Annotated in this window: 9 protein-coding genes and 2 pseudogenes; 4 read left to right on the top strand and 7 right to left on the bottom strand. The window is 37.0% G+C overall.

All coding sequences use genetic code 11. The features are described 5' to 3' along the window. Nucleotides 1-172 precede the first annotated feature (172 nt). The 4 genes and pseudogenes from WDJ61_RS08205 to WDJ61_RS08190 all read right to left on the bottom strand — a co-directional run bounded on the left by WDJ61_RS08205 (nucleotide 173) and on the right by WDJ61_RS08190 (nucleotide 3,253). Nucleotides 173-793, bottom strand: a complete 621-nt coding sequence (locus tag WDJ61_RS08205) for a nitroreductase family protein (RefSeq protein ID WP_338754365.1) — start codon at nucleotides 791-793, stop codon at nucleotides 173-175. An 89-nt stretch (nucleotides 794-882) separates the two neighbouring features. Next, nucleotides 883-1,029 (bottom strand): annotated as a pseudogene (locus tag WDJ61_RS08200) (GNAT family N-acetyltransferase); the annotation flags it as partial. Between the two features lie 120 nt (nucleotides 1,030-1,149). Then, on the bottom strand, nucleotides 1,150-2,541 hold the full coding sequence (locus tag WDJ61_RS08195) for an amino acid permease (RefSeq protein ID WP_338754363.1): 1,392 nt from the start codon (nucleotides 2,539-2,541) through the stop codon (nucleotides 1,150-1,152). Nucleotides 2,542-2,972: 431 nt separating this feature from the next. Continuing rightward, a pseudogene (locus WDJ61_RS08190) lies at nucleotides 2,973-3,253 on the bottom strand (CPCC family cysteine-rich protein). Nucleotides 3,254-3,517: 264 nt separating this feature from the next. Here WDJ61_RS08190 and WDJ61_RS08185 point away from each other — a divergent pair. The 4 genes from WDJ61_RS08185 (at nucleotide 3,518) to WDJ61_RS08170 (ending at nucleotide 12,538) form a co-directional block, all read left to right on the top strand. Beyond that, a complete protein-coding gene (locus WDJ61_RS08185) occupies nucleotides 3,518-8,401 on the top strand; it encodes a DNRLRE domain-containing protein (RefSeq protein WP_338754362.1) in 4,884 nt (1,627 codons plus the stop codon). Between the two features lie 5 nt (nucleotides 8,402-8,406). Then, nucleotides 8,407-8,946, top strand: a complete 540-nt coding sequence (locus WDJ61_RS08180; RefSeq protein ID WP_338754360.1) for a hypothetical protein — start codon at nucleotides 8,407-8,409, stop codon at nucleotides 8,944-8,946. Nucleotides 8,947-9,686: 740 nt separating this feature from the next. Continuing rightward, the gene (locus WDJ61_RS08175) at nucleotides 9,687-10,250 is read left to right on the top strand and encodes a DUF2750 domain-containing protein (protein ID WP_338754359.1); all 564 of its coding nucleotides are present in this window, start codon (nucleotides 9,687-9,689) and stop codon (nucleotides 10,248-10,250) included. Between the two features lie 1,067 nt (nucleotides 10,251-11,317). Next, nucleotides 11,318-12,538 carry an IS110 family transposase gene (locus WDJ61_RS08170; protein ID WP_338751673.1) on the top strand — a complete coding sequence of 407 codons (1,221 nt, stop codon included), beginning with the start codon at nucleotides 11,318-11,320 and terminating at the stop codon, nucleotides 12,536-12,538. A gap of 225 nt (nucleotides 12,539-12,763) precedes the next feature. Here the strand turns inward: WDJ61_RS08170 and WDJ61_RS08165 are convergent, their stop codons facing one another. From WDJ61_RS08165 to WDJ61_RS08155, 3 genes are all read right to left on the bottom strand, one after another. Beyond that, nucleotides 12,764-13,675 (bottom strand): sigma factor regulator N-terminal domain-containing protein, encoded by a 912-nt coding sequence (locus WDJ61_RS08165; protein WP_338754357.1) that lies wholly within the window; start codon nucleotides 13,673-13,675, stop codon nucleotides 12,764-12,766. After that, nucleotides 13,675-14,166, bottom strand: coding sequence for an RNA polymerase sigma factor (locus tag WDJ61_RS08160; protein ID WP_338754356.1), 492 nt, complete (start codon nucleotides 14,164-14,166; stop codon nucleotides 13,675-13,677). Before WDJ61_RS08160 ends, WDJ61_RS08165 begins: the two co-directional genes overlap by 1 nt. 164 nt (nucleotides 14,167-14,330) lie before the next feature. Next, nucleotides 14,331-16,463 carry an ATP-dependent helicase gene (locus WDJ61_RS08155; protein ID WP_338754354.1) on the bottom strand — a complete coding sequence of 711 codons (2,133 nt, stop codon included), beginning with the start codon at nucleotides 16,461-16,463 and terminating at the stop codon, nucleotides 14,331-14,333. Nucleotides 16,464-16,551: the final 88 nt, after the last annotated feature.

Here is a 16,551-nt window from a genome sequence, read left to right as displayed (position 1 = left end):
ACGCAATATGAAATATACATTTTTTCACACATATTCATATCCAAATCATTATACCAAAAATTAACACACAAAACATTAAGAATAACACGAATTATGAATAAACAACTTTTATCTAACAAAAACAAAATGCGCTAGTGGAAGAATTTTCAACCCTCTCCACCAACGCATTACATTAAATATACATCACAAATTCACTAACCGGCTTGCGATAGCCTCTTGGTTTCCTACTTTCTACTTTTTCTTTTCCAATTGTCATCATAAGAACGATTTCGTCCTCATCGCTAATAGGAAGAATTTGTCTCATTGCTTCCGGGTCAAATCCAATCATCGGGCAAGTATCCCACCCTTTTTCTTTAGCTACTAACATAAAGAACATTGCGGATAAGGAAGCGTTTCGGATCGCTTCATCCTTTTGAAAAGCCTCCCCTCGACCATCGTAAAATGATACGGTGTCATTTACCATGTGATCATATTCTTGTGGGCTCACAATCCCTAATAATTTCAAGCCCTCATAAATTTGAGCAGCTTGTTGAAAGGCTTTTTTATCACCTAATACGAGAATAACGGCAGAAGCACTTTCCACTTTATATTGTCCGTACGCCGCTTCCTTCATTTTCTCTTTCACTTCTGGATCAGTGACAACAATATACTTTGTATGTTGTAAATTAAAGGCTGAAGGTGCCAGCTTGACTAATTCAAACATTTCATTTAGTTCTTTCTTAGAAATCGGATGATCGGTAAGAAAATTATTTGCAGAACGTCTCTCTTGAATTAAATCTAAAAAATCGGCCATGATTGTTAGCTCCTTATCTTCCCATTTACCTACTAAAGTCATAGTATCGATTCTGATAGATTTAGTCAAATAGTTGCAAATCTACTACCTTATAGAAATAACTCCATTTCACTATCATTCATTGTAAATACCATTTTTTTATATAGACGCTTTCCATCTTCAGAAGTGTGCAGCCAGATTCTCTTTACCCCACGTCTTCTGCTTTCATCTATATTATGCTCGAGCAGTTTCTTCGCTAATCCCTTTCCGCCTCTATAAACAGTTTAAATTTTTAGAACATTTCACACGAAACTCATTATATCAAAAAGAAAGAGACCACCCAAAAATTCCTACTTTTTGGGCAACCTCTTCGATTGTTATTGTTTTCTTAATAGACTATGTCTGTATCCATAAGTGAAATATACGATTAAACCAAATACTAACCATACAGTAAATCCGATCCAAGTAGACAGTGGAAGCTGAAGTGTTAAATATCCACAAAACAGTACGGCAAGAACAGGCAGTAATGGGACTAGCGGTACTTTAAAGCCTCTTTTTAAATTAGGCTGTGTTTTACGAAGGACAATAACACCCGCTGAGACGACGATAAATGCAAACAAAGTCCCGATATTTGTTAATTCTGCTAGCTTGTTTAATGGAAGTACACCTGCAAAGAAGGCAACCATAGCCGCTGTAATCCAAGTATTGATGACTGGTGTGTTTGTTCTTTCATTTACTTTTGAAAATGCTTTTGGAAGCAGGCCGTCACGGCTCATTGCGTAGAACAAGCGAGTTTGTCCATATACCATCACAAGCAATACTGTCGTAATACCGGCGATCGCTCCTAAAGAAATTAATCCAGCAATCCAATCTTGGTGAATGTATTGTAACGCAAAAGCCACTGGATTTTTGACATTAAGCTCTGTATAAGGCACGATTCCAGTGAGAATAGCAGAAACGATAATATATAACAAAGTACACACAGCTAAGGAAACAATTATCCCAATTGGCATCGTACGTTGTGGGTTTCTCACTTCTTCTGCAGCTGTTGATACAGCATCAAAACCAATATAGGCAAAGAAGACCGTTGCTGCACCTGTTGCGACACCACTAAACCCAAATGGCATAAATGGCGTCCAGTTTGACGGTTTTACATAAAAAGCCCCGACGACGATAAACAATAAGATAACGCTTACTTTAATTAACACCATAACAGTATTAAAACGTGCTGACTTTTTAACACCATTCGTTAATAAAATGGTAATAAGCAATACGATAATAATAGCAGGCAGATCGATATAAGTACCCGCTTCCGGGTTATAGGCGCTAGATAACGCCGTTGGAATTTTAATGCCAAACCCAGATAACAACCCTTGGAAATATCCCGACCACCCAGCGGCTACGGCCGATGAGGCGACCCCATATTCTAAAATAAGCGCCCAACCAAGAATCCAAGCCATCAGTTCACCAAAAGCCGCATAACTGTAAGTATAGGCACTTCCTGACACTGGAACAGTTGAAGCAAATTCAGAATAACATAAAGCTGCAAATACACAGGCCAATCCGGATAGAATAAACGATAAAATAAGCGCTGGTCCTGCATGCTCGGCAGCAGCAACACCTGTTAAGACGAAAATCCCTGTTCCAATAATGGCTCCGATTCCAAGCATAGTTAAATCAAAGGGACCAAGATCCTTCTTTAATGCTTTTCCAGAAACCTCCGACTGAGCAATTAAGTCTGAAATGGACTTCTTCCTAAATAAACTCATATTTTCACTTTTCCTTTCTAGATGTGATGAACTTGTTGATTTGGAATAAAAATAAAAGAGTCTTTTGTCGATTAGTGTCTTTTTCAGTCGATATAGATCGTTTTTTTATTCTAATATGACCTTCCGGAAAAGTAAATATATTTTTAAAATAATTTTTTATTTTCAGTTAATTTACCCAATCATTAAAACAGACTGAATAATTTTCGCTTTACATTCTATTAGCTTTATCATTTTGTTGGTTTGGAATAAAGTTTGATTAAAAGTGTGTTCCGAACGTTGATTTTATAATAGAAGAAATCAAAATATTTTGAAAAAAGAGTGATCAAAATAGATTCTTATCCAGCAGGTTTAAGTTTCAGGTTTATAAAAAAGTTTGATCGTTTTCTATCTGTGTTGCTCTACAATCGCATCCTTTGGTTTAATAAATATCTTTAATTCTTATCTAATAATGGCTTCCAATTAGGGTCTTTTAAATCTTCTTTCGTAGGTTTTCTCACAAATTCAATACAGTCTTCTTCACATACCTCAAATTTAACATAGTTTTTTTGTGCTTGCCTTAATGGAACAACAATTGAACTCCGTCATCCTCCCAAAAACAAATACTACAAATTTCATATGTATCTCGCGGTTCTTCATCTAATGTCTTATAACCACAACAAGGACAAGTATATTTCGTGTTATCTCTCCGATACTGTTTTGTGAATTTTACCATGTAATCTTGTTCAATTAAATGGTTCGATTATTGCATAAGAAAAACTCGCATTTCAATACAGGATTTTTGATCAAACCTTTTTACAAACGGTTAAACTTTATTAAACGGTGCAAATTTATTTCAAAGCTATATCAGGATGAGACCTATTTTGTTCTTAAAATAGCATTTTTATTAAAATTATTACCTTAAAGTAACAAAAGTCATTGTTTTGTAAAATTTTATCATCTATAATATCCCTGTAATTAACAGAAAAGGGGGATTATTATGAAAAAATACATTTCTTTGCTTATAGCCATTATGATGTTCTTTAGCCTGCTACCACCACTTATTCCAGTTCAGGCTAAACCGAAAGAAAAGGATCGGGATATTATCCCTTCCATTCAAAAAGAAATGGAAGTCATTGACGAGCGGACAGCCAATTCCCAAACGTTTATACAGGAAGATGGTTTATACCGGATGGAGATTTCCCCGGAACCGATCCATGTCCAAGATAAAAAGACAAAAGAATGGGAACCGATTGATAACAAACTGAGTAAGAAAGACAATGGTCGCTTCCATAATAAGAAAAATGAGTTCGATGCTTCTTTCGCACCGAAAGCGGAAAATGGGGACTCTTTAGTTTCTATTGAGCAACAAGGAAAGTCATTAGATATTGTAAACGTAGATCAAAATGGACAGTCAACGGCTAGTGTAATGGCTACGGTAGAAGACAATCAAGTGACTTACAAAGAGGTCTATTCAAATACAGACCTAACTTATACAGTCGGCAACAGTTCGATTAAAGAAGACATCATTTTAAAACAAAAGCCAAGCAATGCAGATCCGTTAGAATATTCATTCCAATTTAAAATCAAAGGATTGACGCTTGAAAAAACGGAAGATGGTTACCTATATCTGTTAGATTCCACTTCAAAAGAAAGACTTTTTGCCATTGAAAAACCATTTATGATGGATTCAGCCACTCCTGAAGGATTTACCTCTCGTATGGAGCACCCAATGCCAGAAGGTTCTTTAAGTGATCAGGTGGAAATGGAAGCTATTCAAAAAGGTAATAAGTTACATATTACGCTGAAACCTAATATGGAGTGGTTAAACTCTTCTGAACGAGTATATCCTGTTATCATTGATCCAACAGTCAAAGTATACCAACCGAAAAATGATTTAAATGATACAACGATCCGCAGTGCGTTCCCGAATCAAACAGGTGGAGCCGATTTAGAAATGGGAGCCGGCTTTCATAGTACGTCTAATAATCTTGTTCGGTCACTCCTTCAATTTGATATGGGCACATTGCCTAGAGGCGCAAAGATTATGAATGCCCAGCTAAATCTTCGGCTGTCTTCTGTGTGGAACGATACAGCGTCCAGCATTGGCTTATATGAAATGAACAGTGCCTGGGAAGAAAATCGCGCAACATGGCAGCGCCGAACACAAAGTGCTCTTTGGACAAATAAAGGTGGCGATTTTAATTCAACCCTTCTTTCATCTCAAACGATTGGAGCGCTAGATACAACAGCCGCAGAACCTCAATTATTTAAATGGACTATTAAACCGGAAATTATTCAAAAATGGATGAATGATCCTTCTAAAAATTTAGGGCTGATACTTAAGGCAACAAACGAAAATGCGGCTACTTACAAGAAATTTTATTCGGGGGATTATTCAGGAAAACTGCAGTATTCACCTAAGTTGACAATCACCTATTATCCTGTTAGCCGTCTAGGGTTAGAAAGTTATTGGTCTTATTCAGAACATGCATTGTCAGATGGGCAAGGACACGTGAATTTAGGTACTGGAAACTTAGTATTAGATTTTACCGATTTTTCAGTAACGGGAAGAGGAAATTCTGGATTTTCTTTTGCTCGCACCTATAACTCTAAAGCAGTAGAAGACTCACCAGTAGGATATGGCTGGTCATTTACTGGAAGCGAAACGATGGCTGAATTTCCAAATGGCGATGTTCTTTATACAGATGCAGATGGGACAGCCCATACATTTGCGTATGATACTTCGACTAAAACTTTTAAGGCACCAGCTGGTTTATATCTAAAGTTGGTTAAAGCGAATACAGATGCCTTTGTATTAACGGATTTCAATGGGAATAGAGTGGTTTTCCGTGACCTCATTAAAAATCCTGAGCAGCAAGGGAGAATTTATCCAATTGATTATGAAGAAGATCGAAATAAAAACAAAATTACGTATCAGCGTGAGGCAGATGGGACACTGACGGGTATTACTGATGCAACTGATCGTAAACTTACATTAACATACCAAAATGGGCGCATCCAATCTGGAACATTCGAAGGTGTGAAAAAATTTGCTTATACGTATGACACAGCTGGCCGTTTGAAAACATCTACAATTTATAAAGATGCGACTACGGGTTCAACTACTACTTATAACTACAATACTGACGGGCAACTCATTAATATTGTTGATGCCAATAACCAGACGACTCATTATCTATATAACACCGGCTTCTTAGAACAGGTAAAACAACCGATGATTTCAGATGTAGATTCAAATATTACCTATAAATATGATATATATAATTTGACAGCCAGTGAATTTGATGCCTATGGAAAAGAAACAAAATATAAACTTAATGATAATTATATTATTACTTCCATTACTGATCCAATGGGGTTTGTCTCTTCTTTCACCTATGATGAGAATTACAACTTATTAACTGAAAAGGATCCGAAAGGCAATATAACAGTTAATACGTATGATGCTAAAGGGAATGTAGAAACAACAACAGATCCGTTAGATAATAAAGTTTCTTATACCTACAATAACTTCAGTCAGCCACTTACAGTGACGGATGCAGATGGCACGATGACTTACGAATATAATGCTTACGGCGATGTCATTAAAGAAATTAATCCTTTGAATGAAGTCACTATTTTTGATTATTATGAGCCTTACGGCAATTTAAAAAGCATGACTCCGCCTGGCGGTATCCCTGAAACATATGAATACGATGCCATGCAGAACTATCCGAAAAAATTTACGGATGCACTTGGTCGAAAAACATCTATTGTCAATGACAAATACGGAAATGCCAAAGAGGTCACAGATCCCAAAGGAAATAAAGTATCTTTTGATTATGATGAACAGGAACAACTGAAGTCAGCAGTCGATGAAAAAGGTCAAGAGACTTCATATGAATATGACAATAATGGGAATTTAACTACTATAAAAAATCCTAGAGGTTACACAACGACACTTAGGTATAATAGCCAAAACCAGTTTATCTCTCGGAAAGAACCACTTGGCCAGACTACGACATATGGTTATGACGCTATCGGCAACATGACGACAGAAAAAAAACCAGACGGAAATACGGTTATCAAAACCGATTATGATGCGAACAGTCGTCCGACAGATATTTTTATCAATGGTTATTTAAAATGGCACTATGATTATGATAAAAACGGCAACACAACAGCTGTGCAAAATGGAGAGAACAATGATACTTCCACGTTTACCTATGATAAAGCAGACAAGTTGAAAACAGCTTCTAACGGTAAACAGGTTGTTGAGTACGGTTACTCACCAACGGAGACGTTAACAGACATTAAAGGAACCTCAAATGGTAGCTCATTTGCTCAGAAATTTGCGTTTGACGATGCAGACCAGCTAAAAAACTGGTACCGAAATGGGGGTATACAGGGAGCATATGAATACTATCCAACAGGCGAGCCACAACAGCGCCGATATGTGAACGGTATTCACACTAACTATACGTATGACGACGCCCAGCAAATGAAAACGCTAAAAGTGACTAAAGGTACAACCGTCTTATTGGACGAATCCCTAGGCTATGACCTGAACGGAAATGTCAACTCGGTCACTAGTTCAACTGGCAACAAAGCTTTTGCGTACGATAAAACCAATCAACTAGAATCACAAACTATTTCTTCTGCCCAGTTAACCGAATCCTACACTTACGATGCCGTTGGAAATCGCAAAACCAAAACAACCGTCAAAGATGGAAAAACGACTGACACAACGTACGAATATGATGCCAACAACCGTCTAACATCTGTAAATGGACAAACCTATTCATACGATGCTAACGGCAATCGGACAAAAGACAATAAGTACACATACGTGTATAATAAATTTGATCAGGTGACCTCCATCAAAACCAATGCTGGAACCACCGTCGCCACCTTCACATACGATGACCAAGGGCGCCGTACAAGTAAAACCGTTGATGGAAAGACTACCTACTACCACTATGATCAAGGAATCAACGTCCTATTTGAAACAGACAGTAATGGTACAATCACATCTGAATACATCTATGATCCAGATGGTATGCCGCTTGTGATGACTAAAGGTGGTCAAAATTATTATTATACGTATAACAGCTTGAAAGAAATTACAGGGCTGACGAACACATCCGGTACAGTCGTTGCTTCTTACTCCTACGATGCGTGGGGAAACATTCTTTCCGAAAGTGGTGCAATGGCAAAGGAAAACCCAATCCGTTACAAAGGCTATCGTTATGATGATGAGACTGATTTGTATTACCTGATTGCACGCTATTATCAGCCAACAGAAGGAGTTTTCCTCACAGTGGATCCAGAGGGTGGAGACACAGACGATCCGAAGACACAAAATGGATACGCTTATGCTAGTAGTAACCCAGTTATGATGACTGATCCGGATGGGAATTATGCATGGCTTGTAATTAATGCTGGCTTTGCAGCTTATAGTGGTTATAAAGCTTATAAGAGTGGGAAAGGCTGGAAAGGTGTTGCTGGAGCAGCAGCAATGGGCGCTATTGGTGGAGGCAAGTTCAAAGTTGCTAAAGCAGGTATAAAAATCACAAAGAAAAAACCATTTCAAGTACACCACTTTGCCACTAATAAAAGTAAGAGGTATACAAAAAAGTTTCAAAAAATAGCTAATAAATACGATTTAGATTTGGATGCTGGTTGGAATAAAAAGCGAATGAGACACCAAGGAAGACATCCTAACGCTTACCACGATTATATGCTACGAAATATGAAGAAGTTAGATAAGTATGCCAAAGGAAATAAACAAGATTTCCAAAGAGGTTACCGAAGCTTACGTAAACATGTGCAAAAAAATCCCGAAATGTTATACTCTAATTATTGGAAAAAAAGGAGATAGAGAAGATGGACTTAATCTATGATTACCTAGATGATATTCAATACGATATTTTTTCTTTAGATAGTAAAGCACTAGAGAAAAAATATTTTGAAATTTGCAAGCACACAGTCAATAAGGATATAGCAAAAAAAATCCAACAAGTAGATTTAAATAATTATATTGCTTCCTTGACAGAAAAATTCCAACAGACTTTGCAGCATTCCGACATTAAAAATATAAAAGCTATTTATTTTGAATATGATATTGATAACAAATGGGAAGGAACTTTTTTTCTGTGCCCCGAATATATCTCTTTAAGCGAAGAAGATGATGATTGGGCCTCTGATTGGATTGAAGTTATAGATGGATCTTCTCTACCTGAATTTAGTGAAATTTACGATCAATATGGTGGATTTGAAGAAGATGATGAAGCTGGTGTAACTATTTATTTAATTGTACGAACTATCTTAGCTTTTATGGCTTCTGTCCAATTTTTTAATACTGATATACCAGTATGTATAGCTTATCATGACCAAGATCCGATTATACGTATAAAAGAAGATTAATATTTAAAATAAGGTATATAGAAGGTATTAACGAAAGTAAAATTTCTTTTGCAGAGATTGGTATTGAATGGATAGATAAATAAATATTTAATAGAATTAGGAAAAGGGGCAGATTACTATATTCTGCTCCTTTTATTGTGTACCAAATTTTTTACCCAGCGCCTTACATTTGATCTGGCGGACCGGCTGAAAAATGTGTACCGGAATGGTGCCGCTCAAGGAGCATATGAATATTATCCAACAGAATTCACCTTAATTATCTTCTGAAGAACCAGCAATAATTTTGTATAAATGACAAAATCCCTTTTTCTGTAGTCTGTCATTTAATAAGTTGCATGGTTCTAAGTTCTGTACGGGTTTGGTTAAAAATACATGGAGAGCGCGTAAGTCTTTAAATTATAAAACGAGGACAAATTTCTAGTGCTTATTCATTTGGGAAACCCTCTCTACTCTCTGTATCTTTCTTGATTAGACTAATTAGTAAATTTGAAATAACTAGGCAGTAGAATTATGGGGAAAATATCCACCATTACCATAATGCATTAATCCTTTAATACATTATAACTTATAGACGGAGGTTAACAGTAATGAGCTTACCAGGTGTTAAAATAGAGGCAATTCTTCAAACGGAACAAACTTTAGGAATCCAACTTCCTGAAGACTATAAGAACCTTTTGTTTACTCAAAATAGATTCGCCTTTGGAGAATGGTAGTTTTATCCAATAAAGAACAAAGCGTTTGTGAAAAAAACATGGGATGATATTGTAAGGAATAATCGAGAATTGGATGAAATGGTTCCTAAAGGGTTTATTGCGATTGCTGGTAATGGAACATACAATAAAATTGGATATATGTATGCCAAAGGATATCAAGTGGGTGCCATATATTATTGGAATCATGAAACAGGTGCACTTCTACTAGAATCTCCCTCACTAAGTAAATGGATCAACGAGATGAATAAAACTGGGGAAGCCAGAATTGCTCAATTCATTGAAGAAGTAAAATCGACTGAAATAGTATATGGACTTATTGATGGTGTTGGGGGTGGAATGGCATATGCTATTTCTAATGAAGATGAAGACACGGATGTAATGTTGTTTTGGGCCAGTCAAACACTCGCCAATAAATGTAAGGAAGATGAGTGGAGAGATTATAAAATCCTTGCGATGTCATTGCAAGACTTTCTTAAAAAGTGGGTTCCAGGGATGCATAAAGACGAGTTGTTATGTGGGTTGAATTGGGGAAGGGATTTAACAGGAGAAGAACTAGAGCCAATGAACCTTTATTCATTGTTGAAAAAATAATCACATTAACAAGTCAATAGGCGACTACCGCTTCAGTATAGTATAGGTTAGGTATTTTAAAAAAGAAGGAATTGATTACGAACAATAAAGTTCTTTAAAAAATGGAGAGCCAACACCTGTGTAGAGATAATAAAGTTGTTTAATTTTATTCGTTGAAATATAATAACCTTCTATCAAATTGACTGATAGAAGGTTATTAAAGTTGTTTCTGTAGTCCTTAAAGAAATGAACGTGCTATTTTAATGAACTACATGTTACTGAATTAAGTCTTTAAAATATTGTTCAAAGATGAATATTTTTATCAGTATAGACCCGTACATTTAGAAGTTCGTCAGCTTAACCTTTTCTTGTAGGTTTATCACCATATTCATTCAACTCAAGCACCATGAATTACACCACTCCATCGAGTAGGCTTTCGTCAGCCGAACTGGTACGGTAATTTCTCACACCTTTTCACCGAGCTTATAACACTATTATTCTTACTAAATCCAGTGCGATTCGATTAAGAGAGAACCCTTCAGGGCGTTACTCCTTCATTTGATTCTTCGATATAACCCTTCAGTTCCGAAAGGAACTGTCTAGCCTTTACCTGAGAAATGTAACCATCCTCAATTTGAGCTAGAAACATTTCGCACCACTATCCTGCCCCGTTAGTTCAATAAAATAAGCTCTAGATAAGTGATCTAGAGCAAAAGCGTCGCAACTTTATTCAAAACATCGCATCTTTTTTACAAACATCGTGACTTTATTTCAAATCTACACATTTTTCGCTTATTTATTACTTATTAGCACGGGGCGGAAATTCAGCAAAAATCGAGTAAAAAAACATACTAACATTAGTAGCACAAACCAAGGCCAAGGTTTGTGCTACTATTTTTTTATAGTAGAAGTGAAGAAAGGTCGAACGGCCCCTGGGACCAAATCGAGTCCGTTTCAAAAACCGACCAACTTCACACCCTTATGTGAATCAGTTTAGTATGTTGGATCCGTAGAGATCGTGTATAAGAAAAGGGAATCGATAAGGCCCTGTGAAGACTTCTATGATTGGCTAAGAAGGAGAAATGAATATGCAACATGTAGTCGCTCTTGATGTGAGTATGGGGAAAAGTACGATGGTGATTTATAACCAATATCGTCAATGTGAATTTGAAGGAGAAATTCTTCATACCAAACCCTCATTTGAAGCTTTGAACGAAAAACTCCAAACATTAACAAAACAGGATGGACAAGCACCAGAGATTGTATTTGAAGCGACAGGTGTTTATTCCGCATCATTAGAACGCTTTTTCCAAACAGAAGGTTATATCTACCATCGAGTGAACCCTCTTGAAGCGAATCTTCAAATGGCATCGATGCGTCGACAAAAAACAGACAAAAGCGATGCACATGAACTGGCAAAATCACATTTTAAAGTAGAGCGTACAGCTACTTATCAAGAAGAAGGCTATTATAAACAAATGCGATCACTCACACGTTATTATGATGAACTAGATCGTGAAATCACTCATCTTTTCAGTCGCCTGCATGCCATTCTACAACTCAGTTTTCCAGAATTAGAAATCATATTTTCAACACGCTCGGCCCTTTTTCTCAATATTGTGCAGCTCTATCCGCATCCAGATGAGGTACTCACTTGTTCCAAAACCATCATTCGTAATCGGCTAAAAGCAAATACAAGGAAGAATCTATCTCTTTCGCGAGCAGAAGCGAAAGGACTCGCTTTACTAGAAGCTGCGAAAGATTCGTATCCAGCCATTTCAAAAGAGGATGTGCGTTGTGAACAAGTACGTGACTATGCGAAAAGGATCTCTGATTTAAAAGAAAAGAAAGAAGGGCTTGTGAAACAAATGGTCGAGCTCTCAAAGGAAAGAACCGAATACAACGTACTGATTTCATTTCCCGGTATCGGAGAAGCGACAGCTGTTCGTCTGATTGGAGAGCTTGGGGATATTCGCCGTTTCAAGAACCACAAGCAGTTAAATGCCTATGTTGGTATTGATGTGATGCGTTATCAATCAGGAAATACCTATTACAAAGATAAGATCAATAAACGAGGAAACAACAAGCTACGAAAAATCTTGTTTTATATGGTTCAGACCATGATTACATTACGTCGATTCGGTGGAAATCATTTGGTGGATTACTATGACAAATTAAAAACGCAACCTCAAGGAAAGCCCCATAAAGTTGCGTCGATTGCCTGTGTGAACAAGTTTTTGAAAGTGGCATTTCACCTGATCACACACCATATCACTTATGACTACGAAACAGCCTCAACCTGTTCGTAATTGGTTAGTCCTACTATAACATATTTGACCTTTCGAAAAAAACGAAATTTCGTTAGGTCTTTTTGGTATGCGCAAATTTGTTTCTGTAGGAAGGGGTACCCCTTCCTACAGAAACAAATTCATCTATCTAAATAAAATTCATCTAAAACTACTTGACTAGAGGTAAGAAGGGGCTGTCGCAGAAAGTCAGTGAAAACTGACTTTCTGCGACAGCCCCCTTGCTTATTATTTCTCTGGTTTAATATAAGGAACAATTGGTGCAGTAGCTCCTACAGAGGCACCGCGAATAAAATCTTGATTTTCTAACGCTTTAAAGTTTTGTGTTTGACCCGTCAGCATTACCCCTGAAATTTTCACCTCATCAAACTGTTTATTTTTATTTGAATTTAAAAATTTCTGGATTGTTTCGTCATCACCATTTGCATCATATTTTTTAAGTGCATCAATAAAGCTGTTGTATGCCTCTTTCGGTGAATCAGATGGATCAAATCCATAAACCGGCATACCAGCAGGTCCCTTACTTTCATCTACAATTGGTGAGGTCATATACAACCATACAATATTTAAATTATCGGGAATTTCCGCTTGAATTTCTTGTAATGTATAAGGCTGATCGAAAGAAATTGCAACTTCCGCCACGTAATTTTCCATTTGTGAAATTTCCCCTAATTCATTTTGTACATCATCATAGTACTTTTGAATAGATGGATGATAAAATGTCGCAACTTTATTCTTTGTTTGTTTATCATACTCATAGAACTCCGTATCAGACCAATAAAATCCCGGCATTAACTCGTTGGCATCTATATGGATGCGAAGCCAATCATACGAACTCGTGAGTGTACTCCATTGCACTACATAGCCATTAATATTTTTAGAACGATTCGTCACAATGTTACCACCAAACATGGAGGTATTACTCGTAACTTGAGAATCGATTTGAATATTAGGTTCGGCAATTTCATTATGTAAAAAGAGCTGTTCGTGAAGTCTTGTTGAACTTTTCGCTGCAAAGTAATTTCCAGTTTTATAAAAGATCGGTATTAGCATAAGTACAACGATAGTTGAAATAATGACGATTTTTAGTAATTGTTTTCGTTTAGCTTTTTTTAAAGCATCTTTTAACGAAGTGTCCATTAATGTTCTCCTCCTATTTTTGAGTGAATAGATCTACGTGCACGATATAATTTTTGCTTTACACTGTTTACTTTAATATCCAAAATAGTCGCAATTTCTTCATATGAAAAATCATAGTAATACTTTAAAAAGAATGCTTCTTTGTAGTCCTGTTTGATGTCTTTTAATAAATCGCAAATCTCATCCTTATTCAAAATGGCATCAAATTCGCCGTCTGTATATTGTAGCTTTGAATAAATCCCCTCGGTTAAGTAGATGTTTCGCTGCTCCTTTTTTCTTTTTAAGTCCATATATTCGTTGAGTGCGACTCTAAAAAACCACGGACGTATATTGCTCTCTGTTAGATCGTCTAATAGTGTGTACACTTTGTAAAAAGTGTTTTGAATGATATCTTCAGCATCTTCTTTTTTGGCTCCTTTCGCTAGTAATAGATTGAACACTTCCTCTCCTAAATTGATAAGATAGGAGGCTAGTATATTTTCTTTTTTCACCATTTTTCCTCCCTATACTTATACAACGAATAAGTAGTAATAAATGTATACACTTATTCGCTTTCCGAAATTAAATAACTTTATTATCGCTACATATAATAAAAGACACCAAAATCAAAACCGCTCTAAAGCTTCTTCGCTTTGAGCGGTTTTGATCTATTTATTTAAATTTTCTCTAATAAGCCCATATCTAAACAGGTCCTCACAGCCAGCTTTTTAATCCCTTCTTGAAAACGAATTTCGATCATCTCTTCAGTAAGCTGAGTGATTTCTCCATTTCCAAACACCCGATGTTTCACCCGTTTCCCTACTGCCAAATCCCGGTTACTTTGGATCGTATTTGGCGAATAAGAAAGTGTTTCCTTAGAAGCTTTCTCCTCTGGTGGATTCACGATATGGTTGACTGCTGTGACAAATCGGGATTCTGTTGTCATTTTCCCATCACGCACTTGGTAATGAATGAGCTCTAAATGGCGTTTCGCTCGCGTCATTCCGACGTAAAACAAGCGAGTCGCCTCTTCCATTTTCTCTTCTGCCCCTCTTTTGTCGTCATCAGAGGATGGAATCACGCCTTCGACTAAGTCAATCATATAGACACGCTCAAACTCTAGCCCCTTCGCACTATGAAACGTCGAAAAGGTAACGGCATTTTGCCCTTTTCTTGTTTTAGCCGTTTTTAGAACGGATTCTAAATGCTTAAGTCGGCCTGCAAATTCCTCCATTGTTTTTAATGTATCCGCAATTTCTTCAAGCGTGTTCAAAATACCAAATAAATATTCCTTTCGAAAGCCTAGTTTTTCACATGTCTTTTCCAGTGCTTTTTCATAACCTAACCGGTCTCGGATCACATGGATTGCATGCAACGGCGGCATTCCTTTCATTTGCAGGAAGGTTTCTTTGCATGCTTTTAATTGTTTCACTTGATAGTCTTGTAGCTGTACATGATTCAATAAGTTATCAAAAACCGATTCGTTGTTATGAATTTGCTTCAATGCAGCCATTTGCTGTTTACTAATATATCCGTTAAATTTCAAATGAATTTTCTCGAGGATATCAGGGCGTTTATCGGTAAACGTCATTCTCATGAAATTTAGAATATCTTGCACCACCCAATGAGAGAAGAAACGATTGTCCGCATCCTTCATATAAAAAGGAATCCCTACTCTATCAAACTCATTCATTAACATAATCGAGGAGGAATGATTGCGATATAAAATGGCAACTTCTGAAAGACGTTTGATGTTCTTAATTTCTTGCACTAAATATTTCGCTTGGTATTTGTAATCTGCTAAACTCTTCACTTTAATTGGTTCAATGGAAGGGTTGTTCGTAAACATATTTTTATCGTAGCGATATTTGTTGCGCTTAATAAATTGATTGGCTACATTCACAATCTCCTGAGACGACCGATAATTCTGTTCCATAAACAATGTGACAGCATTCGGATAGACTTTCTTAAAGTTCAGTAAGTAGGAAGGTTCTGCTCCTCGCCAACTATAAATCGCTTGATCATCGTCTGCGACAACGCAAAGGTTTTTATGTTGTTGGACGAGTTTTTCAATCATCGCATGCTGCACCATCGACGTATCTTGACTCTCGTCTGTCAACACATAATCATATCGACGTTGGTACCGATTAAGAAGCTCGCGGTCCTTTTCAAATACTTGATTGGCAATCGTCAGCATATCATCATAATCAAGCAATAATTGGTGTGTGCCTGTTTTCTTATAGGCCTCGTACTCGCGAAAAATCCGCTCTGCTTCTGGAACATCCACTTTGACGGTTGACCACTTGTCTTCAGGAATCATCTTGTTTTTAATAAAACTAATATACGTCGTCAGTTCGTCCATTTGATCTTCGGTAATATGCTCGCCGACAATCGACTTGAATAAATTTCGTAGGATGATCTTTTTATGTAATGGACTTTTATCCCCTTCAATAATTTGATACGGTGTTCTCGTCTCACGAAAATGCTCCCGCACGACTTCAAAAGCTAGACCATGAATCGTAGAAAAATCAACAGCTGGAAGATCAGGAAAAAAACGCTCAAAACGCAATTTCATATCATGAGCCGCTGCCCGACTGAACGTAATCGCTTTAATCCGCGTTGGAGCTACACCCTTTTCCTCAATTAAATAACCGATCCGCATAATCATCGTCGTCGTTTTCCCTGACCCTGGAGAGGCCAATAACAATAACGGCCCTTCTGTTTGAAGCACCGCTTGTCGCTGCATTTGATTTAAAGAAACACCCTGTTCACGTTTCTTGCGAACAAAAAAATCCTCTTTAACTGTCATTTTCAATTACCCTTTCACCCGTTCAAAATGTTTCTTTTAGTATAGCACCAAATTACGGACGAAGGGAAAAAGAAGAGCCAGTTTAACT

Origin of the sequence: Bacillus sp. FJAT-52991 (genome assembly GCF_037201805.1) — a bacterium.
Classification (GTDB): Bacteria; Bacillota; Bacilli; order Bacillales; family Domibacillaceae; genus Bacillus_CE; species Bacillus_CE kandeliae.
This window is presented reverse-complemented; position numbering and strand designations above follow the sequence as displayed.

Excerpts from the sequence above, each read along its gene's own strand:
- WDJ61_RS08205 (WP_338754365.1), bottom strand. The coding sequence starts at position 793 with ATGGCCGATTTTTTAGATTTAATTCAAGAGAGACGTTCTGCAAATAAT.
- WDJ61_RS08195 (WP_338754363.1), bottom strand. The coding sequence starts at position 2,541 with ATGAGTTTATTTAGGAAGAAGTCCATTTCAGACTTAATTGCTCAGTCG.
- WDJ61_RS08185 (WP_338754362.1), top strand. The coding sequence starts at position 3,518 with ATGAAAAAATACATTTCTTTGCTTATAGCCATTATGATGTTCTTTAGC.
- WDJ61_RS08180 (WP_338754360.1), top strand. The coding sequence starts at position 8,407 with ATGGACTTAATCTATGATTACCTAGATGATATTCAATACGATATTTTT.
- WDJ61_RS08170 (WP_338751673.1), top strand. The coding sequence starts at position 11,318 with ATGCAACATGTAGTCGCTCTTGATGTGAGTATGGGGAAAAGTACGATG.
- WDJ61_RS08165 (WP_338754357.1), bottom strand. The coding sequence starts at position 13,675 with ATGGACACTTCGTTAAAAGATGCTTTAAAAAAAGCTAAACGAAAACAA.
- WDJ61_RS08155 (WP_338754354.1), bottom strand. The coding sequence starts at position 16,463 with ATGACAGTTAAAGAGGATTTTTTTGTTCGCAAGAAACGTGAACAGGGT.